Below are 26,221 nucleotides of genomic sequence, written 5' to 3' on the forward strand. Positions count from 1 at the left end.
CAACAGGATTAGGAAAAAATTAACCATTCCTAATCACTCTTCTTGCTGAATTCGGCGTCGGACTGAATCAGCATGGGAAGGTAAGCCCTCTGCTGTTGCTAGCACATCAATGGCACTAGCCACATTTTGCAGCGCAGCTTGGGAGTATTGAATAATACTGGAGTGTTTCAGGAAAGTTTCAACCCCTAATGCTGAGGCATAGCGGGCAGCGCCAGAAGTTGGCAAGGTGTGGTTAGGGCCTGCCAAATAGTCTCCTACAGCTTCTGGTGTGGAGTAACCTAAAAAGATTGCCCCAGCGTGGCGAATCTGTGGTAATAGTGCCCAAGGGTCTTTAACTTCTAATTCTAGATGTTCGGGGGCAAATTCATTTGAGAGTTCTGCTGCTGCTTGGAGCGATTCCACAAGAATAATCAACCCATAATGAGCGATCGCCTTTTCTGTGTCTATTCGCCGTGGGTGATCCACTAGCTGTCTTTCCAAGGCTAATTGCACGTTTTTTGCCAAAGCAGCATCTGTGGTTAGCAAAATTGCTGCCGCCATTGGATCGTGTTCGGCTTGGGCTAGCAAGTCAGCAGCTACATGCACCGGATTTGCCGTTTCATCGGCAATTACCAGCACTTCGCTAGGACCTGCCAAAGAATCAATGCCGACAATGCCGTAGACAAGTTTTTTCGCTAAGGTGACATAAATGTTACCAGGCCCAGTAATTACATTCACTTTTGGAATCGTTTCTGTGCCATAGGCTAAAGCAGCGATCGCTTGTGCGCCTCCAATACGATAAATTTCTTGTACTCCTGCTTCTTGGGCAGCTACCAAGACTGCTGGGTTAATAGCACCCCCTAAACCTGGTGGTGTTACCATCACCACGTGGGGTACAGCAGCAACATGAGCCGGAATTGCATTCATCAGTACTGTACTGGGATAGGCGGCGCGACCACCAGGCACATACAACCCGGCTCGGTCTACGGGGGTGTAGCGTTTGCCCAGCACTATTTCATCCTCGCCGAAGTGTACCCAGCTTTTGGGTACTCGCTGACGATGAAACGCTTCAATTTGGCGGTAAGCTAGCCGAATTGCATCAAGCAACTCCTTTGACACCTGCTGATAGGCTGCATCTAGTTCTGAGCCTGTAACTCGGAGTTCTTCTGCTTTCAGGGTTTGTTTGTCGAATTCGGCTGTGTAATGCAATACAGCTTTGTCGCCTTGGCGCTTCACTGCTTGCAAAACTTCCCGCACCGTTGCTTCTTTGTGAAGCACCTGTTCGTCATGGGTGCGATCGCAGATCCGTTGTAGTTCTGCTCTGACGTCTGCCTGCTGAGTAATAATTCGCAGCATGGAGTAAGCACAATGCCAAAATTATAATATTGCCACCTGAGATTTAGTATTGCTCTTGACCCACTGGGGTGTGCAAGCTGACTCTAATTCTCTTCTCTAGCTTAACCTGGATTTTTTTGATACTCTCAAGGCTGCCAGCACTTGGTTTGCTTGAGAAGGCAATTCAATTGCTCAGTCCGACAAACCTTGGCAGGCTTGCGGCAGGAAGCAGGTGTGCCATTTCCCGTTACCTTTATGCCCTTCCCCTCACTCCTTGCGGGGTGCAGGTGGTGTGTTTGCACATCCAAGCCCCCGGATTTACAGGGGGTAGGGTCTGAGTATAATTTTTACTTATTTTCCTAACTTTTTAGTAGTTAACATGTGTACAGACACCATATGTCGGTTCTATACTTGGAAATCCCTGGAATTTAGCTTTTTAGACTTCTTTGCCTCTAACAATACATCCGCTTTATGGACAGATTATTATATTTATTGGCAATCACATTGCTTAACTAGGTTGTGGTGAGTTAGGGTGACTATTTAATTTTATGTACCTTATTTTAACGCATTTCCTAAATTGACGACACACTGAATTGGGGATTGGAGAGATAAGGAAGCAGGGGAAGAACTATTGATTATTTATCCATGCCCCATGCCCAATAGCATAATTTTTTTAGGAAATTATAACATTGGCAATTTGGATGCTATATTAGTAAGTCTAGTAGTATGTGTACAGAAATAATAGTATTTTTGGAATTGACTGTGGCGAATACAAAGTCTGCTCTCAAGCGTGCCGAAATCGCAGAACGTAACCGACTGCGTAATAAAGCTTACAAATCAGCAGTAAAGACACTGATGAAGAAATACTTGAATGCTGTAGCTGCCTATACAGCTAATCCTACCCCAGAATTAAAACAAGAAGCACAGGATCGGTTATCAGAGGCTTACGGTAAAATCGATAAAGCGATCAAACGGGGTGTCCTTCACCCTAACAATGGAGCAAGGAAAAAGTCAAGATTGGCTCACAGACTAAAACCCCTCACACAAATAGTTGAGTAGTCATTGGTCATTTGTCCTTAGTCATTGGTCAGAAAACAAAGAGACAAGTCTGAGCGTCGGCTGACAAGGATAGCGCCGCCTGTTCTCTACCAGAGGCGGCGCCAATGAATCCGCGAGCATATGGCTTTGGCATCCCGAAGGGTACAGAACTTCTCTTACAAATGACCAAGGACAAACAACAAAGGACAAAGAATGCAACTGATAGACACGCACGTTCATCTTAACTTTGATAGTTTCCAGCCAGATTTAGCAACAGTGCGATCGCGGTGGCAAGAAGCAGGTGTAGTGCGTTTAGTACATTCCTGTGTTCAGCCGGAGGAGTTTTCCAGTATTCAATCCATAGCCCAAGAGTTTCCTGAAATCAGTTTTGCCGTGGGATTACATCCTTTAGATGCTGATAAATGGAATAGCGAGACAGGCGAGAAAATCAAAACTTTAGCGAGTTCAGACTCGAATGTGGTAGCAATTGGGGAAATGGGACTGGATTTTTACAAAGCTGATAACTATGAGCATCAGCTCATGGTATTTGAGTCGCAGTTAGCGATCGCATCTGAACTCAACTTACCAGTGATTATCCACTGCCGTGACGCTGCGGTCCAAACCAGAGAAGTGCTACAAAAGTGGCAGAAACTTAAGAAAGAAAAAGTGCGGGGCGTCATGCATTGCTGGGGAGGAACGCCAGAAGAAACTCAATGGTTTCTAGATTTAGGCTTATACATCAGCTTTAGCGGAACGGTAACGTTCAAAAACGCCAAAGCGATCCAATCCTCAGCTGCGATGGTGAGTAGCGATCGCCTACTGATTGAAACAGACTGCCCATTTCTGGCCCCAGTTCCCAAACGGGGCGAGAGGCGCAACGAGCCTGCCTACGTGCTTTATGTAGCCGAGCAAGTAGCTAAACTGCGTCAGGAAACAGTAGAGGCGATCGCCCATCAAACCACCCAGAATGCCTGTGAATTATTCGGTCTGTCAATATAAAGTGGGCTTTAATCTCTTTTATTGATTTGTGCTAAAAAAAATAAAACTCTAGGGGGACAAAAATATGATAATATTATTGCCTCAAAAACATTTTGCTTGCGCCATAATGATAAAGGAAGGAAGCTAAAATTTCTGCTCCGGATTTTCCGTGCTGTTATCGGCTTGGCCATGCTCCAAATCTCTACAAGCGGATGCTCTCCACACATGACTAACCGTGCCAACCCAGGTTGAGCTAAACTTTTGCACAACATCAGCTTGGTGTGTATTGAACATATTCAAAATCGTTAAACAAAATTGCCTTGTGAGTACAATTGAGCAAAATGAAGTGATTCTGATTCAAAGCCGACAAGGTACGGATCATTCCCTCAGTCTTAGGATATCTAGGATATCACTGAGAGTATAAATAGCGGGGTGATTTAAGACATACCGTCTAGAGCTGCGTCAGCAAATTAACGCGCTTTTTGGAGGGGAAATGAAGAAAGTAGATAAAACTCAGGAATATCTCAACTGTATATTCTTCTTAAATCAAGACTATAGTGAGTTTTTTGCGTCTGAGTACCCGATTAGGGTAGCCCCTTGTCCAAATTGCTCATTCCAGCTTTAATCGCTGCGTTTGCCCACACCTGTAAATAGCAAGTGTGTAAGAAGTTCCCAAACTAGCTAAGGACACTGGCTAGCAATGGGAAGCGTCAAACAGCAGTGTCCAAGGGAAAATTTTACCAGGTTGACAAAGGAAGAGGCATGACTAAAGAAACATATATGGAACCCGCCTTTCTGTTGCCCGACTTGATTGAAATCCAGCGGTCAAGCTTTCGCTGGTTTTTGGAAGAAGGGCTGATAGAAGAACTTAACTCCTTTAGTCCTATTACAGATTATACGGGCAAACTAGAACTGCACTTTTTGGGTCATAACTACAAACTCAAGGAGCCAAAGTACAGCGTCGAAGAAGCCAAACGGCGGGACAGTACCTATGCCGTTCAAATGTATGTCCCTACACGCCTGATTAACAAAGAAACAGGGGAAATCAAAGAGCAAGAGGTATTTATTGGAGATTTGCCTTTGATGACTGATCGCGGCACGTTTATTATTAACGGAGCCGAGCGGGTAATTGTCAACCAAATAGTGCGATCGCCAGGGGTTTATTACAAATCAGAAATAGATAAAAACGGGCGACGGACTTATTCAGCTAGCTTAATTCCCAACCGGGGAGCATGGCTGAAATTTGAAACAGACCGTAACGATTTGGTGTGGGTACGCATCGACAAAACCCGCAAACTCTCAGCCCAGGTACTCTTAAAAGCTTTAGGGTTATCAGATAACGAAATCTTTGACGCCTTACGTCATCCAGAATATTTCCAAAAAACCATCGAAAAAGAAGGGCAATTCTCTGAAGAAGAAGCCCTGATGGAGTTATATCGAAAACTGCGTCCTGGTGAACCACCCACAGTCTTAGGTGGACAACAGCTCTTAGACTCTCGTTTCTTTGACCCGAAACGTTATGACCTTGGTCGCGTCGGACGGTACAAACTCAACAAGAAATTGCGCCTTTCTGTCCCAGACACAATGCGGGTGTTGACTGCTGGGGATATCTTGGCAGCCGTGGATTACTTGATCAACCTAGAATATGACATTGGTAATATCGATGACATTGACCATTTAGGTAATCGCCGGGTGAGAAGCGTCGGGGAATTACTGCAAAACCAAGTGCGGGTAGGCTTAAACCGCCTAGAGAGAATTATTCGGGAACGGATGACTGTATCCGATGCAGAAGTACTAACCCCCGCTTCCTTGGTGAACCCCAAACCATTGGTAGCAGCAATTAAAGAATTCTTTGGTTCCAGCCAGTTAAGTCAGTTCATGGATCAAACCAATCCTCTGGCAGAACTGACCCACAAACGCCGTCTGAGTGCCCTTGGTCCTGGTGGTTTAACCCGCGAACGCGCTGGGTTTGCTGTACGGGATATTCATCCTAGTCACTATGGACGCATTTGCCCGATTGAGACACCAGAAGGCCCCAACGCCGGATTGATTGGCTCCTTGGCAACCCATGCACGGGTGAACCTGTACGGCTTCTTAGAAACGCCATTTAGACCTGTGGAAAATGGGCGAGTCAGATTTGACCAGCCTCCAGCCTACATGACAGCCGATGAAGAAGATGATCTGCGGGTTGCTCCAGGAGATATTCCTGTAGATGAAACCGGGCATATTATTGGGCCGCAAGTGCCAGTCCGCTATCGTCAAGAATTTTCCACCACAACACCAGAACAGGTGGACTACGTAGCAGTATCTCCAGTACAGATTGTATCGGTAGCGACCAGCATGATTCCTTTCTTGGAGCATGATGACGCTAACCGAGCGCTGATGGGGTCGAACATGCAACGGCAAGCAGTACCTCTGCTCAAGCCAGAGCGTCCTCTGGTGGGTACAGGTTTGGAAGCGCAAGGAGCAAGAGACTCCGGGATGGTGGTTGTATCGCGCACCGATGGCGATGTCACCTATGTAGATGCTACAGAAATTCGTGTGCGTCCGAAAGCCGCAACCCCCGAAATTAAATACACCCTTTCCAAGTACCAACGTTCCAACCAAGACACCTGTTTAAATCAGAAACCTCTCGTCCGCATTGGTGAACGTGTTGTTGCTGGTCAGGTGCTGGCTGATGGCTCCTCCACCGAAGGCGGTGAATTGGCGCTAGGACAAAATATTGTAGTTGCCTATATGCCTTGGGAAGGCTACAACTACGAAGACGCAATTTTAATTTCTGAAAGACTGGTGCAGGATGATGTCTACACCTCAATTCACATTGAAAAATATGAAATTGAAGCTAGACAGACGAAACTGGGGCCAGAAGAAATCACCAGAGAAATTCCCAATGTCGGGGAAGATGCCTTGCGTCAGTTGGATGAACAGGGAATCATTCGCATTGGGGCATGGGTAGAAGCTGGAGATATCTTGGTAGGAAAAGTCACCCCCAAAGGAGAATCTGACCAACCGCCAGAAGAAAAACTGTTGCGGGCCATCTTTGGTGAAAAAGCGCGCGATGTGCGCGACAATTCCTTGCGAGTACCAAATGGTGAAAAAGGTCGCGTAGTTGATGTGCGCTTGTTTACTCGTGAACAGGGCGATGAACTGCCACCAGGAGCCAATATGGTAGTCCGGGTATATGTCGCCCAAAAGCGGAAAATCCAAGTTGGTGACAAAATGGCAGGACGCCACGGTAATAAAGGGATTATTTCTCGGATATTGCCAGCGGAAGATATGCCTTATTTGCCCGATGGTTCACCAGTAGACATTGTACTTAACCCCTTGGGTGTACCCAGTCGGATGAACGTTGGACAAGTATTTGAGTGCCTCTTGGGTTGGGCTGGTCAGACCTTGGGAGTACGATTTAAGATTACTCCCTTTGACGAAATGTACGGTGAAGAGTCATCTCGCCGAATCGTGCATGGCAAATTGCAAGAAGCACGAGACGAAACAGGCAAAGACTGGGTATATAACCCAGATGATCCAGGCAAAATCATGGTGTTTGATGGTCGTACAGGCGAACCCTTTGACCGACCAATCACTATCGGTGTAGCTTACATGCTGAAGCTAGTGCATTTGGTAGACGATAAGATTCACGCCCGTTCCACAGGTCCATACTCACTGGTAACTCAGCAACCCTTGGGTGGAAAAGCACAACAAGGTGGTCAGCGGTTTGGAGAAATGGAAGTGTGGGCATTGGAAGCCTTTGGTGCAGCTTACACCTTACAGGAATTGCTCACAGTTAAATCTGACGATATGCAAGGACGGAATGAAGCGTTAAATGCGATCGTTAAAGGTAAGGCAATTCCTCGACCTGGAACCCCAGAATCCTTTAAGGTGCTAATGCGCGAGTTGCAATCATTGGGGTTAGACATTGCCGTACACAAAGTAGAAACCCAAGCAGACGGCAGTTCCCTAGATGTGGAAGTCGATTTGATGGCAGACCAATCAGCCCGGCGCACACCTCCTCGACCCACCTATGAATCTCTTTCCCGCGAATCGCTGGAAGATGACGAATAGAGAGTGAGGAGTGAAAAGTTAGGAGTTAACAATTCCTAACTTCTAACTTAAAACTAAATATACTCAAAACTCATAACTCGGAACTCAGTATTTAAGTATGAGACCTGCCCAAACTAATCAGTTTGACTACGTAAAAATCGGCTTGGCTTCCCCTGAACGCATTCGGCAGTGGGGCGAAAGAACATTGCCCAATGGTCAGGTAGTCGGTGAAGTTACCAAGCCGGAGACGATTAACTACCGAACTCTCAAGCCAGAGATGGATGGCTTATTTTGTGAGCGCATCTTTGGCCCCGCGAAAGATTGGGAATGCCATTGTGGCAAGTATAAAAGAGTCCGTCACAGAGGTATTGTCTGTGAGCGCTGTGGGGTAGAAGTCACCGAGTCACGGGTGCGTCGCCACCGCATGGGCTATATTAAACTCGCTGCACCAGTAGCTCACGTCTGGTATCTCAAAGGCATTCCTAGCTATATTTCCATCCTGTTGGATATGCCCTTGCGGGATGTCGAGCAGATTGTCTACTTCAACTCTTATGTTGTCCTGAGTCCAGGTAATGCCGAAACTTTAACTTACAAACAGCTACTGAGTGAAGACCAGTGGTTGGAAATAGAAGACCAAATTTATAGCGAAGATTCTGTGCTGCAAGGCGTAGAGGTAGGTATTGGTGCTGAAGCATTGTTGCGCTTGCTTGCCGATATTAATTTAGAGCAAGAAGCGGAAAGCCTACGTGAGGAAATTGGCAACGCTAAGGGACAAAAGCGGGCCAAGCTAATTAAGCGATTGCGGGTGATTGACAACTTCATCGCCACTGGTTCCAAACCAGAATGGATGGTAATGGCAGTTATTCCCGTGATTCCCCCCGACTTGCGCCCAATGGTGCAACTAGATGGTGGACGGTTTGCTACCAGCGATTTAAATGATTTGTATCGGCGGGTAATTAACCGCAACAATCGTTTGGCACGCTTGCAAGAAATTTTGGCACCAGAAATTATTGTGCGGAACGAAAAGCGGATGCTGCAAGAAGCAGTGGATGCTTTGATTGACAATGGTCGTCGGGGACGCACTGTGGTAGGGGCAAATAACCGACCTCTAAAATCTTTGTCCGACATTATTGAGGGTAAGCAAGGACGTTTCCGACAAAACTTGTTAGGTAAACGGGTTGACTACTCTGGACGTTCTGTAATTGTGGTCGGGCCAAAGCTGAAAATTCACCAGTGCGGTTTGCCTAGAGAAATGGCAATTGAGCTATTTCAACCATTTGTGATTAACCGCCTTATTCGTAGCGGTATGGTGAATAACATCAAAGCTGCGAAAAAACTGATATCCCGCAATGACCCCAGTGTTTGGGATGTGCTGGAAGAGGTGATTGAAGGCCACCCGGTGATGCTAAATCGGGCACCAACATTGCACCGCTTGGGTATTCAGTCTTTTGAACCGATTTTGGTAGAAGGTAGAGCAATTCAACTGCATCCTCTGGTGTGTCCAGCATTTAACGCCGACTTTGACGGCGACCAAATGGCTGTACACGTCCCGCTGTCATTAGAAAGTCAGGCTGAAGCGCGATTGTTGATGTTGGCTTCTAACAATATTTTGTCACCAGCCACGGGTAAACCCATCATCACGCCTAGCCAAGATATGGTGTTGGGAGCGTATTACTTAACAGCAGAAAATCCCGGTGCGATAAAAGGTGCAGGAAAGTACTTTTCTTCGCTAGAGGATGTGATTATGGCTTTCCAGCAAGAGCAAATTGACTTGCACGCCTATATCTATGTGCGGTTTGACGGTGAAATAGAATCAGACCAACCGGATACAGAACCCGTGAAAGTGACGGAAAACGATGATGGTAGCCGGACATTACTCTATAAGTTCCGCCGAGTCAGGCAAGACGCTAAAGGCAATGTACTTTCGCAGTATATATACACAACTCCTGGTCGCGTTATTTACAATAATGCCATTCAGGAAGCACTAGCAAGTTAATTCGTAATTTCTAATTCGTAATTCGTAATTAATTCTTCAATTACGAATTACGTAGCTTGCTTCTCGCCTCTGGCGAGTATTACGAATTATGAATTATTGATTATTGATGACTCAGGACTAATGATCAATGACTGAAAAAATGATTTTTCGCAATCGCGTAGTTAACAAAAGTCAACTGCAAAAATTAATTTCTTGGGCCTTTACGCATTATGGTACGGCGCGAACCGCAGTGATGGCGGACAAACTCAAAGATTTAGGATTTCGCTACGCTACCAAAGCAGGGGTTTCCATCAGTGTCGATGACTTAATGGTGCCACCAACTAAACGATTGCTCTTAGAAGCAGCTGAAGAAGAAATTCGCGCCACTGAAACCCGTTACCAACGGGGAGAAATCACTGAAGTAGAACGCTTCCAAAAGGTAATCGATACCTGGAATGGTACCAGTGAAGCCTTGAAAGATGAAGTCGTCGTCCACTTCAAGAAGACTAATCCCCTGAACTCCGTATACATGATGGCATTCTCCGGGGCACGGGGTAATATATCACAAGTCCGGCAATTGGTGGGGATGCGGGGACTGATGGCAGATCCTCAAGGGGAAATTATCGATTTGCCGATCAAAACCAATTTCCGTGAAGGACTAACTGTGACGGAATACATTATTTCGTCTTACGGTGCCAGAAAAGGATTGGTGGATACTGCTTTGCGGACGGCTGACTCTGGTTATCTCACCCGCCGATTAGTGGATGTATCCCAGGATGTAATTATTCGGGAATTTGACTGCGGCACCACCAGAGGTCTTACCATTGGACCAATGACAGAAGGTGCCAAAACCTTAATTCCTCTAGCAACCCGCTTGATGGGACGGGTAATTGGCGAAGATGTGGTGCATCCAGTGACAAAAGAAGTAATTGCACCACGCAATTCCCCAATTTCTGAGGACTTGGCGAAGAAAATTGAAAAATCTGGGGTGGCAGATGTTGTGGTGCGGAGTCCCCTAACTTGTGAAGCTGCACGTTCAGTGTGTCAACACTGCTACGGTTGGAGTTTAGCCCACGCCAAAATGGTGGATTTGGGCGAAGCAGTGGGGATTATTGCCGCCCAAAGTATCGGCGAACCTGGTACCCAGTTAACCATGCGGACATTCCACACAGGTGGTGTGTTTACTGGGGAAGTGGCGCAACAAGTTCGTTCTAAAATCGATGGGACTGTCAAGCTTCCCCGCAAACTGAAAACCAGAACATATCGTACCCGCCACGGGGAAGATGCCCTGTATGTTGAGGCTAATGGCATCCTGCTTTTGGAGCCAACAAAAGTAGGTGATGTTACCCCAGAGAATCAAGAGGTTCATCTTACCCAAGGTTCAACACTATATGTATTTGATGGAAATAAGGTAAAACAAGGACAGTTGTTGGCAGAGGTTGCTCTTGGTGGACGCACAACTCGGACTAATACAGAAAAAGCCGTTAAAGATGTTGCTTCTGACTTAGCAGGGGAAGTGCAATTTGCCGAAGTTGTTCCAGAACAAAAAACCGACCGTCAAGGTAATACTACAACCACAGCTGCACGGGGTGGTTTGATTTGGATTTTGTCTGGGGAAGTTTACAACTTGCCGCCTGGTGCAGAATTGGTGGTGAAAAATGGTGATGCGATCGCCTCTAATGGAGTTTTAGCAGAAACCAAGTTAACCACTTTGCACGGCGGTGTGGTGCGCTTGCCGGAAGCTACCCCAGGAAAAAGTACTAGGGAAATTGAAATTATTACCGCTTCTGTAGTCTTAGACCAGGCAACGGTGACAGTCCAAAGTTCTCAAGGTCGCAATAATTACTTAGTCTCCACTGGCAACAACCAGGTATTTAACCTCCGGGCGACACCAGGCACAAAAGTGCAAAATGGTCAAGTGGTAGCTGAGTTAATTGATGACCGCTATCGCACAACTACTGGTGGATTCCTGAAATTCGCGGGTGTAGAAGTCCAGAAAAAAGGCAAAGCCAAGCTGGGTTATGAAGTTGTGCAGGGCGGTACCCTTTTGTGGATTCCCGAAGAAAGTCACGAAGTTAATAAAGACATCTCCTTGCTGTTGGTGGAAGACGGTCAATTTGTGGAAGCTGGCACCGAGGTAGTAAAAGATATTTTCTGCCAAAACAGCGGTGTGGTAGAAGTCACCCAGAAAAACGACATCCTGCGGGAAGTGGTGGTTAAGCCAGGAGAACTGCTAATGGTGGATGATCCAGAAGCAGTCATCGGGCGAGATAATACCTTCATCCAACCTGGCGAGGAATTTCAAGGCAGTGTCGCCACAGAATTACGCTATATCCAGTATGTGGAGACACCAGAAGGCCCTGCCCTGTTAAGTCGTCCGGTAGTTGAGTTTGCCGTACCGGATAATCCAGACGTGCCATCAACTACATCAGTAAGTCAAAAAACTGGGCGTTCGATTCAGTTGCGGGCTGTGCAGCGACTACCTTACAAAGATTCGGAACGCGTCAAGTCTGTTGAAGGTGTGGAACTGCTGCGAACCCAGTTAGTTCTGGAAATTGAGCAAGAAGGGGAACAAGACCACAATGCTTCGCCCCTAGCAGCAGATATTGAATTGGTACAGGATACTGAAGACCCAGAAGTTCAGCGCTTACAACTGGTGATTTTGGAGTCCTTGGTAATTCGTCGAGATATTACCGCTGATGCCACCCAAGGTAGCACTGAGACAACACTTGAAGTAGAAGATGGGCTTACCATCGCCCCTGGATCTGTGGTAGCACGGACCCAAATCTTGTGTAAAGAAGGGGGGATAGTGCGGGGTGTGCAAAAAGGAACCGAAAACGTGCGTCGCTGTTTGGTGTTGCGCCACACCGATATGCTTACAACCAATACTAGTACTCAGCCCAAAGTAAAAGTGGGTGACTTGCTAGTAGAAGGTACAGAAGTTGCTGCGGGAGCTTTTGCCCCAGAATCAGGGCAAGTAGTGGATATTAAAAGTGCCGCTGCTGCATCTGGTGGGGAATCAGCTCTGAGTACTAAAAACTACGTTATTACTACCCGCATCGGTCGCCCTTATCGAGTCAGCCCTGGTGCTGTGTTGCAGATAGAAGACGGCGATTTGGTACAACGGGGTGATAACTTGGTGTTGTTGGTGTTTGAACGCGCCAAAACCGGAGATATCATTCAAGGTTTGCCCCGAATTGAGGAACTGCTTGAAGCTCGTAAACCCAAAGAAGCGTGCATTTTATGTCGGCGGGCGGGTGAAGTTAAGGTAGTTTACGGCGATGGTGATGAAGCGATCGCCATCAAGGTCGTAGAATCAAATGGCGTGGTCACTGATTATCCTCTAGGACCAGGACAAAATTTGATTGTGCCAGATGGAGCAACTGTGTTAGCGGGACAACCGTTGACAGATGGTCCATCCAACCCCCACGAAATTTTGGAAATCTTCTTTAGCCTGGGTTCCGAAGACGGAGTTTATGCTTGTGCTAGCTATGCTTTGCAGAAGGTACAGACATTCTTGGTGAATGAAGTGCAAATGGTGTATCAATCTCAGGGAATTGATATTTCTGATAAGCATATTGAAGTTATTGTTCGCCAGATGACCAACAAAGTCCGGATTGATGATGGTGGTGACACCACAATGCTTCCTGGCGAATTGGTGGAACTGCGCCAAGTTGAGCAGGTGAACGAAGCTATGGCAATTACAGGCGGTGCTAGGGCACAGTATACCCCAGTCTTATTGGGTATCACCAAAGCATCGTTGAACACCGACAGCTTTATTTCCGCCGCATCCTTCCAAGAGACAACACGGGTACTCACCGAAGCAGCCATCGAAGGTAAATCTGACTGGCTACGTGGATTAAAGGAAAACGTGATTATCGGGCGATTGATTCCGGCTGGTACTGGGTACAATACCTATGATGAACCCGGTGCGATCGATGATTATGCTGCTGAGATTAGCAATGGTGTCTTGGATGAAGTTGATGATCCCCTGGATATGGTCTTAGATGACCGTACTGCTCGCACCTATAATTTAGATTCTCCTACTCTTGGGGAATCTGGTTTTGGTAGCAGACGTGCAGAAAGGTCAATTTTAGATGACGACGATGAATTAATCGCCGATGAAGTAGCAGATGAGGACGATTTCGAGGAAGAAGAGGAAGACGAGGAAGATGATTTCGACGAGGAATAGAGACTTGAAATTTTGCGTCTCTATTAAAAGGTAAAAAGTAAAAAGGCAAAAGAAGATTTTCTTTTGCCTTTTTATTTTGCTTTCTAAAAACACATTTTTAAATCCTCAAGATTCTGGTTTTTGGCTTTCTACCTAGTAGTGATTTGTCAAACTAGTTTTGATTGATGGTTTGTAGTCAGGACTTTATACCAATTTACGAAATACCCTGATACAGATAGATTTCTTGTAGGGGCATGGCATTGCCATGCCCTTACCAACGTATTTGTATCATTATTCAAAGTGAAATGATATTAGTCCTTATTTTCTCAGGACTAAAGTCTTGTCTACTGATCAATTTAAACTTGACACAGTAAACATCTCCCAAGGGAACTTTGCAGGGTAGGAGCCAGCAGCGTCAGATCATCTAATTTGGAATAAAATGTGCTTATTGAAAACTTTTAGAGGAGATATGGCAGTTTCCATAGGGAAGTTGCTAAATTATCAAACAAGCAATTCTCTCAAAAGCTATAATTTACATCTGTTGCACCGAGAGATGAACTTGTGGATGTTATATTAGAACGATCGCACCAATTAAAACAAGCCTTAGTTGATTTTGTTCTTGATGCAGAAGGCGAACTGGCACAAGCACTCGAAACCTATGCAGCAGCACAGTTGCGTCGTGGAAGTGGGGATAGTACGCAGCAGGACTTAATCATTGATAGCTTTTTGACAGTAGGGAAAGTCGGTGAGAAGTCACCATTAGAGTTGTTTATCGAAAGCCATCCAGATTTAGAAGGGAGCGATCGCAACCTGATCAAAAGCTGGCATCATAGTTTTATTGGCTTATTTGCCATTAGTAATATCCTACCTGATGGCTTTGAGTTAACGAACTGGTTGACAGATAAACGCTACATCGTTAAGCCAAACAATACCCAAACACTACAGGCAATATCTCGGTTGAAAGTAGGAGAAATCTTACTAACTCGCATTTCTCCCGTTACGGACAGCTACTGGATGTTTTCTGGCCCCTACACAATGATGGGTAAATTGGGTAAACCAAAACTTGCTGTAGCAATTGGTAATTTCAAAGAAAACTATAAAAGTAATCTTTACAGCGATGCTCCAGACTTGCTAGAAGAGGCTTGGGAGTCAGTAGCACAATATCATCAGCAGTTTGTGGACTTTTTTGGCACTGATGAAATCACACTGCCGGGATACCAGCTTAATAAAAAAATAGCCCAATTCCAAGAATTAATCACTGAAAAAAGCTTTGCAGCAGCAGGAATTGATACTTCCAAGTCCTTGGCTGAAGTGGCAGAAGCAGCTGGCATTACAGATGAGGAAATCAAAGCAGCAGCACAAGAATTTGGTGCTGACTCAAACGTAGTTTCTCAGATGTTTAACAGCAAAAGTGGCAATAGCAAAATGGTTATGCCCAAGGTTGATTTACCTGCGGAACTCAAAAAAGCAGAACAGGTAACGGCTCTTTCTGATCCTCGTTGGGGACAAATATTTTTACCAACATATAGTAAAGTACAAGCAATTTTATCAGCAGAGGACTGGGAAAGTATTGAAGGGGCTGAAAAATTAATTCGGTATTACCTCGAAGATAAAAGTATTAACGCTTTTATCTGGCATCGGTTAGCGCAACAGTATCCAACTCAGCTAGAAAGGGTATTACAGAAATATCTGCAACGTCCATTTAGCCTTGAAAGTGACTTAGACGCACTTTTACAAGAATTCAACAAACCTATTGAGCCAGAGTTACCAGAAATAGCTAGCGTTCCTATACATCTACACAACTTATTTCAAGAAGCTTTAGGAGAAGTTAATAAATCTAAGCCCAAGGGTAAGGGGCAAAAAAAGCCAACAAAGGGTTTTCAATAAAGTTAACAAATATATCCAACATCTCACCCTAATCACTTAGGGTTGTATGGTTTCCAAAGCAGAGTCGTTTGTAGGAGGGTACAGCTAGCTATGCGCTCCTAGCGCCTATTTGGTAAATATCAGTATCAAAAACCAGATTAAGACCATTCTTGACAGATTAAGAACATCAACTATTAGTCAACATGTTCTTTTTTGATTTGGTAACTAACTGCAACCCTGGTTCATATAATTCTTCAAATAATTTTTGACCAGATTACCCTCGGCTGTATGTGTGCGACGTATTCGCCTTATGATCATCATAGAAAAATCTCATTGTTAGCAAAATGTCCGAGCGTAGTTACGCCATTCTAGGAACTGGTGCATTAGGTGGCTTTTATGGTGCCAAACTGCAAAAAGCTGGTTTAGATGTCCACTTTCTGCTGAAGAGTGATTATGAATATGTTAGTAAATCTGGTTTGGTTATTGAGTCAAAAGATGGTGATTTCACCTTGACTCAAGTCAATGCCTACAATGATGTAGAAAAAATGCCACAATGCGATGTGGTGGTGGTAGCACTAAAGACGACACAAAACCATTTATTGCCGCAGATGTTACCGCCACTCGTCAGGGATGATGGGGTAGTGTTGGTATTGCAAAATGGACTGGCGGTGGAAGAAGAAGTTGCCAAAATAGTTGGCAATGTCAGCATTATTGGTGGGTTGTGTTTTCTCTGTTCCAATAAAGTCGAAGCAGGACATATCCGCCACCTCGACTATGGACAAATTACACTAGGAGGATATGCTTCTGGCTATGATCCTACTGGGATTACAGATAAGATGCGGCAAATTGCCGATGACTTCAAGAGTGCTGGTATCTCAATGGAATTAACTGAAGACTTATTACTAGGGCGATGGAAAAAATTGGTGTGGAATATTCCCTATAATGGACTGTCTGTAATTCTCAACGCTAGAACAGATGAATTAATGTCCTATGTCCACACCCGCAAATTAGTTGAACAGTTGATGTATGAAGTTGCAGCAGGTTCCTTTAGTTGCGGACGCATCATTCCTGATAGCTTCATTCAAACAATGCTAGATTACACCGTGAAGATGAAGCCTTATCGTACCAGCATGAAAATTGACTACGACGAAAGACGGTCTTTGGAAGTAGAAGCAATTTTTGGGAACCCATTACGGAAAGCGCATTCTAGGGGTGTGGATTTACCGCAGATTAGCTGTATATACCAGCAGCTAAAGTTTTTGGATGAGATTAGAAGAGTGGAACGCCAAAATGCTTAATTCCTTCTGCTACTCTGCACTTTGTCCAACGCCAAGACTCAACAATTATCGCCGTTGTCATTAAACACAACAGGATAAATTCCAAAGGCACAAAGAAGTGTTTTAGTAATGTTCATCATTTCACATCCAAAAAACCACTACTAATAAAGTAGTCAAAATAGGTATTCAGCAATTTAGTATCTACTGGAGGACAGATAATCGAACTTTTTGCCAGTGCGGTCTGCGTTGCTTGACAGCTAATTTTTGGTTCTCTAGCTTGTTGATGCTCTAGAGAATTTTTGAGAAAAAAAGGCAAAAGAGGATATAAAGGATTTGATTGCGAACGAGCTTGGTTACTAAGCTGTGACTGCCAATTTTGATAAGAAATATGCTTAATGGGATAGCCTATATGAAGAAAATATTCGGTTGACAAACCTAACTTAAATTTTGATAAATCTTTTTGTACCTTCTTCAACCCGTCGAGCTCACGTTAATTTAATATCCCATTTATCAACACATTTTAAATAAGTAGATAGGCACAATTAAACCAAACTACGTAAAATTATATAAAGCACCAATAACGCTTTTAATATAAGCTTTTAAGCAATTTACATTTCTTAATCTAGTTGTATTTTTTAACGCCCACCTACTTAGAGTTACTAATTGACAAAAGTAATCTTGTCTTAACCTCTCAGGAATGGATCAAGACCGAGTATTTATATCTAAAGATCGGTAGATAGCAGGTGAACAATTTCACCTACGATTGACTCTGGACTCTCAAGCTTGACTAGAAATCGATTAAAACCAGCATTCAAAGCCTTATAACTTGAGACTTCCCGTGTATAAGAAGTGATAGCGATCGCAGGTAATTGTCTTAGGGATAGGCAAGAATGCACTCGAATTTGCTCAATTAACCAATTTCCATCATGATCAGGCAACTTCACATTGCACACCAGAATATCAGGATGAAGCGATTCTACCAAGGCAAGGGCTTCTTCTGCATCGGTTAAAGCCATCACCTCTGCACCAGCTGCTTCTAAAATGAAGATGAGCAAATCTGCAATATCTGGCTCATCCTCTACCAGTAAAATCAGGGTTCCAATAAGGAGCTGGAGCGAATTTAACTCAGTTTCTTGATTGATTTTTTGATCGGTTCCCATGCCGTCCTTTTATTGCCTGCTATAGTCTGCTATTTATATTGCAACGCATGGAGCAGAATAAGTATTCACCCTAAATACACAAACTTGGGATGAAAAGCCTTATCAATATGAAGAAGTTAATTCATGGAGCAACATTGACCGCCTTGTTGTGCCTTCGAGCCGCGCCAAGTTGGTAAACAGTAAGACTTTGTGAATGATCTGACTAATATTTTTTGGTAATAGGTAATTGAAGAAAAGCTCTTACCCATTACTTATGAATCATTACTGAGGTGCAGCTTGAGTTGACACTGTTAAGACTTGCGGTGGTGTGGCATCCGGTGGATAGAGAAAATCTACTTCTACTAAGGAGCGATCGCCAGCTTTCATATTTAATAAAACTAACGGTTCTCCTGGTTGACCTCTCTTTTGTACCAAATGTACAAACTCCGTTTGCAGCTGACCAAGGTCATTTTTGTAACGTACCCGAACTGTGCCTCGGAAGAATACTTCACGGGCTGGTGTACTCAAAAAGCGTAACCCTGGTTTTCCTAACTGTTCCTCTTTTAGTGGCGTTTGCATCGACACACTAACAGTTTGAGAACTTTGAGTATTATTATATAACGGCAACTTTAGATTATATTGAATTCCATAGTTGCCATGAGCGCGATATGCGGTGTCAGGATAACGCACCAGCATGGGTGCACTTTGAATTTGACCAGTTCCTAACGTACCGCCATGCAGGGTACTCAGAGCGTAGGAAAACACTTGACTAGGCTGGGGAATAGTCAGATACCTAGCTTTAGGATTATCTACTAATAAGGCTCTCCATCGTGAACCACCAGCCACTCCAGCAACACGCCCATAAATTCTTGGTTTGTCAGTTTCCTCTAAGGGAGTAGCAGTTTTATCCCGTGGCCCAGCCAAATCACCATTATCTAGTAAATTCTGCCACTCTTCTAAAGTAGGTAATCGCTCACTGCCATCGGGATTCACCCGTGCAAACATGGCTAGGCTAGCTGCATAGACAGTGCCATTACTTTGCAATCGGATCAATGTAGACCGACCATTCACGGGTGGTGTCAGTCCTTGCACAGGAATTGGCAGATTGAGTAACATTCGACTTTGCCCTGGTGGAATCTCAATTTGGGCAGGAAAAATCTCTTGTCGCCGTCCCCTTAAAACATCAGACATGACGCGATCGCCTGGTCCGGCAAAAATTGTACCTAAAAGATTTTGGGTAAAGGATGGTAACTGAATAAATGGTGCATCTGGTTGACTCAAATAACTCGCCGCCTGCAAAATATTTATCTTCACTAGTTCAGAACCAGGGTTATGCAAAATTATTCCTAGATACAGCGAACGCAAATTCTCTGATGGTTCAGCCTTAGCAACATGATGGGCAAAAATATCAAATCGTCCCTGAAAGGGAAAATTCAGATGCGCTGTTGGCACTTTTTTGCCATCTGGTGGAAAAGTGGAGAGTAAAATTCCTTCTTTCAAGACCAATTCTGGACTATTGCTGTTAAACGTTGGCACTGTATCCAACTTGCCTGGTAAAGGACGCACTTCTTGTGGTTGCAGGACTTCTTCAAGTGGTGGTGTAGCAGGAATTGATTGAGCAATTAGCAAAATCAGTAGCAATGGTAACATACACTTCAATATTTTTTCAGTATCACAGACACTAATAAGTTTATAAAAGTGCCAATTTGTTAATAATTAATAAAAAATCTGCAAGAATTTCCATCAAATTTTCTTGATTGAGAACCGGAACGTGAACAAAGATACAACGCGCCGTGAGTTGGCTTTGACCGTGCCAATTTTAGATAATAGATATTTTTTGGTTCATGCCCCGTCCAACCGTGGGCAAAACAAATCCAATTATACGCTCGCGGACTCGCTCTAAGCGTTGGTGCAGCCTCTTGTAGAGAAGCCATGCCGCAGGCTTTACGCTACGCTATCGTCAATTCCATTATCCAAAATTGATTGACTTAAGTAGTCCAATACTGAATAGTAAACACCTTCTAGTGCATCCGCACTCGTGTTTACAAACAAATTTACCGCAATCATAGCTAATCTGAATTGCCAATGCTCCCATCACTAATTTCTCTAAATCGACTTCTGTCTGCAAAATAATTTCTTTACAGCTAGCACCGGCTTGCACACTTAATTATGTACGGCTTGCAGCCATGCCACAACAGATGATCTAATCAGGTTGGATTGCATTGATTTTTTCAATTACCTGATGACTGGCAAGTTGCACATCTACCGGTAACTGGCGCAAAAAAGTTAAGTCATCAGGTATCACAACTCAACTTTTGTAACTTCTAGTAATAAATTCATCAGAAGAATTTGACAGTTGATCGTTTAGCAAGTGTCAAAGGAAGTTAATAGAATTATTTTATTCATAACAAATATTATTTAGAATAGAAATATTATTTAGAATAGAAAAACCCTCCATAATAAATTTACAAGGAGCAGGTAAATGCCAGTTATTGCAGTCGTAGACTATGAGATGGGAAATTTGCACTCAGTCTGCAAAGGCTTGGAAAAAGCTGGGGGAACTCCTAATGTTACTTATTCTCCAAAGGAATTAGAGCAGGCAGATGCAATAGTCCTACCGGGAGTGGGAGCATTTGATCCAGCAGTGCAACACTTGCGATCGCGTGGTTTGGAACAACCTATTAAAGAAGCGATCGCATCTGGTAAACCTTTTTTGGGAATTTGTTTAGGATTGCAAATTCTCTTTGAATCAAGTGCAGAAGGTACCCAACCAGGACTAGGAATTATTAAAGGAAAAGTGCGGCGGTTTCGTCCAGAACCTGACATCACTATTCCTCACATGGGTTGGAATCAACTGGAAGTGACTCAGCCAAAAAGTATTTTGTGGGAGCATTTACCATCCGATCCTTGGGTATATTTTGTCCATTCTTACTATGTTGACCCCATAGAAGAGCAAATCCGTGCAGCAACTGTCACCCACGGGACTCAAACCGTCACAGCTGCGATCGCCCACGAAAACCTGATTGCAGTCCAATTTCACCCCGAAAAATCCTCTAATATTGGATTGCAAATCCTGTCTAATTTTGTTGCTCAAGTCCGCGAAAAAATTCCTGCCTAATACTATTTTCGTCATTTGTCTTTTGTTATTTGTCCTTTTTCATTTGTTAATAAATGAAAATGGCTAATGACCAATGACTAACGACTAATCGATTATGAGTTTGAGAATTTACGGCAATCGCCAGTTAAAAACTTTACCAGGAAAAGAAACTAGACCCACCAGTGCGCGAGTCAGAGAAGCAGTTTTTAATATTTGGCAGGGAGAAATAGTAGGTTGTCGCTGGCTGGATTTGTGCGCCGGTACTGGTTCAATGGGTGCAGAGGCTTTGTGTAGAGGAGCCAGCTTAGTAGTGGGAATTGAACAATCGAGCCGAGCCTGTGCTACTATTCAACAAAATTGGCAGCAGGTTGCTAATGCCGAGCAAGAATTTCGGGTATTGTGGGGAGATATTATCCAGCAGTTAAAGACCTTATCAGGCAAGCAATTTGATAGAATCTACTTTGATCCACCTTATGCCAGTGGATTGTACCAGCCAGTTTTAGAAGCGATCGCTCACTATCAGCTTTTAGATCCTAGCGGCGAAATCGCACTTGAACACGGCTCACAAGGTTGGACACCGCCAGAGATTTCCGCTTGGGAAATTTGCCGCAACAAAGTTTATGGCAACACATCACTTACTTTCTACAGAATTTTAGAATGAGAGAAGAGGGTGAGTGGGGAAGCAGGGGGAGAAAATTGTATCTTGTCCTCCTTGTCCCCTTTATCTCCCCCACTCATAACTCAACACTCATAACTCAACACTTCTCACCCCCCCAACCGGTTGGGTCGCTTGTATTGCTTATAGGCAGCGTAAAACAGTCCGGCGAGACTGACGAAAACTAGACCAAGGACAATACCTGATAGCAGGGGTTCAACCACCGTAAATCTCCTCTTCGTAATTATTAAATATTCGTTTCCTATTTTTGATTTTACCAAATTTGGTATGAATCCTGCGCTCTACAGCCTTTTTGGAGGATGACTGCCCACAAGAAAATTATCTTCTGTGGTTGCAGACACAATCAAGAACTTTTAAGCTATGTGTAGGAAATGAAAACTTTTTAGCACACCTAAACTTTCACCGCAAACCTTTTGGATAACCAGATTACCAAACCTGAAATTTTGATTCAGCGCATCGTTTTATTGACGCTGGCCATACTGCTAGCAGTCCCTTTGGGCTTTTTTGGTGTTCAGTTGGTTCAAGCCTCCGATCCATACGTCAAGAGTGTTCTGTCCCTAACAGGAAACCCAGTTCAAGGACACGCTATTTTTCAAATTAACTGTGCTGGTTGTCATGGCTTGGAAGCAGACGGGCGAGTAGGCCCCAGTTTGCAAGCTGTTTCAAAGCACAAGTCTCAATATGGACTGATTCACCAAGTAATCAGTGGTGAAACACCGCCAATGCCCAAATTCCAGCCTAGTGCACAAGAAATGGCGGATCTTTTGAACTATTTAAAGTTGTTGTAGAGGTTAGAATTTTTGGTTACAGGATACATAAATTTCTCATGGAAAAAGGCAGCACACCCAATGCTGCCTTTTTCTATCTCTGATAACTGTTAACAGACGACGAGAATTTTTAGATATGCAAGACAAGCGTGGCTTGTCACCAGACATCGTCTTTGAGCATTCTTTAGAGTATCTACAAAACCGTCATTCAGGCGTTGTCATACAAGTTGAACGTCTTCACATCTGGTCCTATATACGTAGAATCTTTGATAAAAACTTATATAAACTGTATATTTTAAAGTGTGTTAGCAAATCACTATTTAATTATTGCAAAAGTAAGGTTAACATACCTGACTCGGTGGGACTAAGACAAAAAGTCCCAGTGAATGGGCTATGTTACAGCTTGTTTGACAAACCAGATATTCTTGAGATGCCTGAAAGCTAATGACTGAAGCGATCCAAATCGGTAATCGTACAATCACAGCTAGTGAACTGATTTCCTTACTGGCAAGTTACCAAATGCTGCCACAGTTGCAGCGGGAATTGATCCTTGATGAAGCGATAGATCAAAGCTCACGCTCCGCGAACGTAGCAATATGTACACCTGAGGAAGTAGCCCAAGCTAAACAGCAGTTTTACGCCGAAAAACAATTCAAAAATGAAGAAGACATCCAGGCTTGGATGGCACATCAAGGTGTGACTCCCGAACAACTAGAAGTTATTATCACTCGTAAGCTTAAAATTGAAAAATTCAAGCAAGCCACTTGGGGTAATAAACTGGAATCTTACTTTTTTCAGTCCAAGGCAAAACTAGACAAAGTAATTTATTCTCTACTGCGAACCCAGGATGTGGGAATAGCCCAAGAACTTTACTTCCGCATTCAGGCAAAAGAAAACTCTTTTGCTGACTTGGCGCGTGAATATTCACTCGGGCCAGAAGCCCAAACAGGAGGCTTAGTAGGCCCGATTGAACTGAATGCACTACATCCTGTAATGGTGCAAATGCTCTCTAGCAGTCAACCAGGTCAAATATTGCCCCCTACCCGCATTGCCGACTGGTTCGTGATTTTGCGGCTGGAAAAATTTATCCCCGCACAACTGGATGAATTTATGAAGGTACGACTACTGAATGAACTCTTTGAAACCTGGCTACAAGAACAGCAAAAGAAAATCATGTCTGCACCACGAGGGGAGGGCGGCACGGGACAACAGGGAGAAAGTGATAACCCTTTAACCTAAGTATGGGAGTCATCTCCCATAGTTGGCTTCAAAACCGAAGGTAGCGATCACAGATGTATATGAAGAGTCATTTTTGAATCGCTTTCTACTGAACTTGGCTAAATTGAGAAGGTTGAGTGAAGTGATCAATCACATTTGCTCACTCCCGGTTCGCCCATTTTTTTTGAAGTTAGAGAAATTGGTAAATAACGTAGTCATAAGGGTTTGAGAAAAATCAAGTTTTGGATGGTAGCAAATGGTCAACCAATACTGAAGATTAATTCGCAACGCTTGCGATAGCGAAGCGCCGACCTGTCGGTTCGCAATCTGGGACAAACGCTATAACCGAATGGCACTAAGAAAAGCCGAAAGGCTTGTGTAACCTTGTTCCCAGCCTGAAGACTGGGAACGAGTTCCAAGAGGCTCTGCCTCTGGTCAAGATAAGACGAGGCGGAGCCTCCCAAAATAGTTTCCCAGCCTGGACGAGCGATCGCTTTTGATGTTATTCATACTATAGGTGGAATTCCACCTCATTAATTATTTAAAAAGTTGAATCTCGCCTTTGTCAAGATAAAAATAAGGCTAGTTAGACTAAAGATTAGATAACTTGTAGCAGAAAGAAGTTGGACAATCAAAGAGTTGGCTGAACGTGCCAAAGTAAACTACAACACAGTGAAAAGTTACGCCCGACCATCCGGGGATAAATATGGTTGATCTGACTGCTGTTCAAAAAATAGCCCGTGCTTTTGGTGTATCAATTGAAGATTTGATTGAAGTAGTGGAAGAGTAGGCGATTGCAAAGGTGTGTGAAGATATCACTTTTGAATATCCTCAATCTTGCCGTAATCTCGATATAAGTGTTTTTAGCATTGTTGACAAGAATACTCACTGAGTATAATCTCAAATAGACTATGATTTTCTCAATCTAAATTGAAAATATGGATATCTTTAACTCCCTTGAAAATAGAGAGCAACGTAAGTGGGGATATGGAACAAATCCTGAGCATGAAGTACCAGAAGTAACTTCTACAGAGGTTATGTTGCATCAATATGTGGAGGATAACTCGGCAATTCTCAAAAGAGGCTTTTGGGCGAAGAGACACAGTGGGATAATCTTAGTGGACTTTGCTGTTTCTCCAACTAAATTAAGCTTTATAGATAAATCAACATTGTCCATAAAGCTGCCTAGCAATGTTGCTGATGATGTCTTGAACTTCTTGAATTCAAATGGAAAATTACATAGATACAGTGAAGGGTTGATCACTGTTGGTAAGCTTGGTAATGATTACTCGATTCAGGATTATCCCCTCCAAGGTCGCGATGTAGGACTACCTTATCTTGTGGAGTAATGCTTTTCATTCATATTGGAAGAGAATATTGAAGCATTTAATTCTACTGCTTATCCCTCAGATAGATTTTTAAGTAAAACCAGTAAGGGGATGTCTAACAATGTCTGACAAAGAACAGAGTCAAGAAACCGATAAAATACTTACAAAATATGACAGCCGTCCTATCTATAAATCACTAGAGGAGAAAATTTATCAATTATCCTTTAAACACAGAAATTCTTCATACTCTGTATATCTCAAAGAAATTTGCAATAAGTTAGCAGATTTATCCTATTCATCTGACTCATCAAATAAATATTTTGTGATAGAACCATTACTTTTAGCAATAAGAAACGACCTGTTTGAGAGATTGTGGGAGCTATCTGGTGTAGACTCAGAGCCTGAACTTCCACCAAGTACCAAAGCGAAGTATGAACAAGAAACTGAATATGTTAAGGAATTACATAAATCTTTAGAAAAAGCAATCACATATCTTTATCAGTTGAGACAGATGGGCGCAGAGTTAAGTTAAAATAGTAGCAGCCTAAACCTAGCTGCTGAAGCAAAGCATATTCTGTCTTGGGTGATAATGAGTAATCTAATAAATTTACTACAAATCCCTCACATAATTATTTTTACTTACCTTCTTCCCACTCTTGCCCACCAGGTAAATTACTCAGCATCTCATCAATAGCACCAGGTAAAGACTTTTGTGAATTTGTATAAGTCAAATTTAAAAATTTTTTTGCTATGGAGACAATCAGTGATTTTTCTACCATTGCTTCCAGTTGCTTAGGTGTATACAAACCATCAAAAACTTCAGCAGATGCTGGCTTTATTGCTGCATAAAAAGCAGTATCCAGCAAATCTTCCCAGTCATCTTGCTTCACATAATGAGAAGTCTTATTATCCTGTAAATTTAAATCTTGAATTTCTAAAATCGAACCTTCAATAGAAGCTGCCCATGAATTATTTAATCTCTGTTCAACCTGATTTTTAATTAAATGAATCATGAGTCTGATGAGGAAACTCCTAATATTTCGGATATAACTCTTTCGACTCATCAACTCTAGCTCATCAACAATTACCAAAGCGTCGTCATAACGTCCATCAAGAATAGACTTTCTTAAATCCCAAAGTTCTTGAGTCATAAGTGATACTGATTTATCCAATACTAAATTCAGCATAAACAAAAACCCCCAAGCTGTGATATGAGCTTAGGGGTTTTATTTAAATTATAGAACCTGGCATCGAGCTATTTTTGCGTAGGGCTACCCCTAAACTATCGTGGCCGCAGCAGCGTTTCACCTCTGAGTTCGGGAAGGGTTCAGTGTGG

Annotated in this window: 19 protein-coding genes, 1 rRNA gene and 1 pseudogene; 13 read left to right on the forward strand and 8 right to left on the reverse strand. The window is 43.4% G+C overall.

The genetic code is table 11. From position 1 onward, the window contains the following. Positions 1-33: 33 nt before the first annotated feature. On the reverse strand, positions 34-1,335 hold the full coding sequence (hisD, locus tag V7K46_RS23005) for a histidinol dehydrogenase (protein WP_335117145.1): 1,302 nt from the start codon (positions 1,333-1,335) through the stop codon (positions 34-36). 741 nt (positions 1,336-2,076) lie between these two features. Here hisD and rpsT point away from each other — a divergent pair. The 7 genes from rpsT to V7K46_RS23040 all read left to right on the forward strand — a co-directional run bounded on the left by rpsT (position 2,077) and on the right by V7K46_RS23040 (position 16,681). After that, a complete protein-coding gene (rpsT, locus tag V7K46_RS23010; protein ID WP_273762258.1) occupies positions 2,077-2,373 on the forward strand; it encodes a 30S ribosomal protein S20 in 297 nt (98 codons plus the stop codon). Positions 2,374-2,565: 192 nt separating this feature from the next. After that, a complete protein-coding gene (locus V7K46_RS23015; protein WP_335117148.1) occupies positions 2,566-3,351 on the forward strand; it encodes a TatD family hydrolase in 786 nt (261 codons plus the stop codon). A gap of 741 nt (positions 3,352-4,092) precedes the next feature. Next, a complete protein-coding gene (gene rpoB / locus V7K46_RS23020) occupies positions 4,093-7,392 on the forward strand; it encodes a DNA-directed RNA polymerase subunit beta (protein WP_335117150.1) in 3,300 nt (1,099 codons plus the stop codon). Between the two features lie 97 nt (positions 7,393-7,489). Then, positions 7,490-9,367 carry a DNA-directed RNA polymerase subunit gamma gene (locus tag V7K46_RS23025; protein ID WP_335117152.1) on the forward strand — a complete coding sequence of 626 codons (1,878 nt, stop codon included), beginning with the start codon at positions 7,490-7,492 and terminating at the stop codon, positions 9,365-9,367. A 127-nt stretch (positions 9,368-9,494) separates the two neighbouring features. After that, positions 9,495-13,538 carry a DNA-directed RNA polymerase subunit beta'' gene (locus V7K46_RS23030; protein ID WP_335117155.1) on the forward strand — a complete coding sequence of 1,348 codons (4,044 nt, stop codon included), beginning with the start codon at positions 9,495-9,497 and terminating at the stop codon, positions 13,536-13,538. Positions 13,539-14,078: 540 nt separating this feature from the next. Continuing rightward, the gene (locus V7K46_RS23035; RefSeq protein ID WP_335117157.1) at positions 14,079-15,404 is read left to right on the forward strand and encodes a hypothetical protein; all 1,326 of its coding nucleotides are present in this window, start codon (positions 14,079-14,081) and stop codon (positions 15,402-15,404) included. Positions 15,405-15,727: 323 nt separating this feature from the next. Then, a complete protein-coding gene (locus V7K46_RS23040; protein ID WP_335117159.1) occupies positions 15,728-16,681 on the forward strand; it encodes a putative 2-dehydropantoate 2-reductase in 954 nt (317 codons plus the stop codon). 115 nt (positions 16,682-16,796) lie between these two features. On the opposite strand, the gene V7K46_RS23045 is transcribed toward V7K46_RS23040, so the two are convergent. From V7K46_RS23045 to V7K46_RS32170, 4 genes and pseudogenes are all read right to left on the reverse strand, one after another. Beyond that, positions 16,797-17,135, reverse strand: coding sequence for a hypothetical protein (locus V7K46_RS23045; RefSeq protein ID WP_335117161.1), 339 nt, complete (start codon positions 17,133-17,135; stop codon positions 16,797-16,799). 247 nt (positions 17,136-17,382) lie between these two features. Then, positions 17,383-17,820, reverse strand: coding sequence for a response regulator (locus V7K46_RS23050; protein WP_335117162.1), 438 nt, complete (start codon positions 17,818-17,820; stop codon positions 17,383-17,385). 261 nt (positions 17,821-18,081) lie between these two features. Then, positions 18,082-19,449 (reverse strand): DUF3370 domain-containing protein, encoded by a 1,368-nt coding sequence (locus tag V7K46_RS23055; RefSeq protein ID WP_335117164.1) that lies wholly within the window; start codon positions 19,447-19,449, stop codon positions 18,082-18,084. A gap of 324 nt (positions 19,450-19,773) precedes the next feature. Further along, positions 19,774-20,205, reverse strand: a pseudogene (locus V7K46_RS32170) (peptidase C15); the annotation flags it as partial. A 76-nt stretch (positions 20,206-20,281) separates the two neighbouring features. Here V7K46_RS32170 and hisH point away from each other — a divergent pair. After that, positions 20,282-20,917, forward strand: coding sequence for an imidazole glycerol phosphate synthase subunit HisH (gene hisH, locus V7K46_RS23060; RefSeq protein WP_335117166.1), 636 nt, complete (start codon positions 20,282-20,284; stop codon positions 20,915-20,917). 94 nt (positions 20,918-21,011) lie between these two features. After that, on the forward strand, positions 21,012-21,557 hold the full coding sequence (rsmD, locus tag V7K46_RS23065; RefSeq protein WP_335117168.1) for a 16S rRNA (guanine(966)-N(2))-methyltransferase RsmD: 546 nt from the start codon (positions 21,012-21,014) through the stop codon (positions 21,555-21,557). Positions 21,558-21,661: 104 nt separating this feature from the next. Here the strand turns inward: rsmD and petG are convergent, their stop codons facing one another. Continuing rightward, entirely contained in the window at positions 21,662-21,775 is a 114-nt protein-coding gene (gene petG / locus V7K46_RS23070) for a cytochrome b6-f complex subunit V (protein ID WP_335117170.1), read from the reverse strand. A gap of 210 nt (positions 21,776-21,985) precedes the next feature. Here petG and V7K46_RS23075 point away from each other — a divergent pair, with 210 nt between their 5' ends. From V7K46_RS23075 to V7K46_RS23090, 4 genes are all read left to right on the forward strand, one after another. Further along, positions 21,986-22,360, forward strand: a complete 375-nt coding sequence (locus tag V7K46_RS23075; RefSeq protein ID WP_273762279.1) for a c-type cytochrome — start codon at positions 21,986-21,988, stop codon at positions 22,358-22,360. Between the two features lie 423 nt (positions 22,361-22,783). Then, a complete protein-coding gene (locus V7K46_RS23080; protein ID WP_335117172.1) occupies positions 22,784-23,578 on the forward strand; it encodes a peptidylprolyl isomerase in 795 nt (264 codons plus the stop codon). A gap of 917 nt (positions 23,579-24,495) precedes the next feature. Continuing rightward, positions 24,496-24,906, forward strand: a complete 411-nt coding sequence (locus V7K46_RS23085; RefSeq protein WP_335117174.1) for a hypothetical protein — start codon at positions 24,496-24,498, stop codon at positions 24,904-24,906. A gap of 100 nt (positions 24,907-25,006) precedes the next feature. Continuing rightward, positions 25,007-25,417 (forward strand): hypothetical protein, encoded by a 411-nt coding sequence (locus V7K46_RS23090; RefSeq protein ID WP_335117176.1) that lies wholly within the window; start codon positions 25,007-25,009, stop codon positions 25,415-25,417. 103 nt (positions 25,418-25,520) lie between these two features. Here V7K46_RS23090 and V7K46_RS23095 read toward each other — a convergent pair whose 3' ends face one another. Continuing rightward, a complete protein-coding gene (locus V7K46_RS23095; RefSeq protein ID WP_335117182.1) occupies positions 25,521-26,036 on the reverse strand; it encodes a DUF29 family protein in 516 nt (171 codons plus the stop codon). Positions 26,037-26,127: 91 nt separating this feature from the next. Further along, positions 26,128-26,221 (reverse strand): 5S ribosomal RNA (gene rrf, locus V7K46_RS32175); the annotation flags it as partial.

The organism is Nostoc sp., from assembly GCF_036917395.1.
GTDB lineage: Bacteria > Cyanobacteriota > Cyanobacteriia > Cyanobacteriales > Nostocaceae > Nostoc.

Excerpts from the sequence above, each read along its gene's own strand:
- rpoB (WP_335117150.1), top strand. The coding sequence starts at position 4,093 with ATGACTAAAGAAACATATATGGAACCCGCCTTTCTGTTGCCCGACTTG.
- V7K46_RS23055 (WP_335117164.1), bottom strand. The coding sequence starts at position 19,449 with ATGTTACCATTGCTACTGATTTTGCTAATTGCTCAATCAATTCCTGCT.
- V7K46_RS23030 (WP_335117155.1), top strand. The coding sequence starts at position 9,495 with ATGACTGAAAAAATGATTTTTCGCAATCGCGTAGTTAACAAAAGTCAA.
- V7K46_RS23095 (WP_335117182.1), bottom strand. The coding sequence starts at position 26,036 with ATGACTCAAGAACTTTGGGATTTAAGAAAGTCTATTCTTGATGGACGT.
- V7K46_RS23085 (WP_335117174.1), top strand. The coding sequence starts at position 24,496 with ATGGATATCTTTAACTCCCTTGAAAATAGAGAGCAACGTAAGTGGGGA.
- rsmD (WP_335117168.1), top strand. The coding sequence starts at position 21,012 with ATGAGTTTGAGAATTTACGGCAATCGCCAGTTAAAAACTTTACCAGGA.
- V7K46_RS23050 (WP_335117162.1), bottom strand. The coding sequence starts at position 17,820 with ATGGGAACCGATCAAAAAATCAATCAAGAAACTGAGTTAAATTCGCTC.
- V7K46_RS23080 (WP_335117172.1), top strand. The coding sequence starts at position 22,784 with ATGACTGAAGCGATCCAAATCGGTAATCGTACAATCACAGCTAGTGAA.
- V7K46_RS23025 (WP_335117152.1), top strand. The coding sequence starts at position 7,490 with ATGAGACCTGCCCAAACTAATCAGTTTGACTACGTAAAAATCGGCTTG.
- hisH (WP_335117166.1), top strand. The coding sequence starts at position 20,282 with ATGCCAGTTATTGCAGTCGTAGACTATGAGATGGGAAATTTGCACTCA.
- hisD (WP_335117145.1), bottom strand. The coding sequence starts at position 1,335 with ATGCTGCGAATTATTACTCAGCAGGCAGACGTCAGAGCAGAACTACAA.
- V7K46_RS23090 (WP_335117176.1), top strand. The coding sequence starts at position 25,007 with ATGTCTGACAAAGAACAGAGTCAAGAAACCGATAAAATACTTACAAAA.
- V7K46_RS23040 (WP_335117159.1), top strand. The coding sequence starts at position 15,728 with ATGTCCGAGCGTAGTTACGCCATTCTAGGAACTGGTGCATTAGGTGGC.
- V7K46_RS23015 (WP_335117148.1), top strand. The coding sequence starts at position 2,566 with ATGCAACTGATAGACACGCACGTTCATCTTAACTTTGATAGTTTCCAG.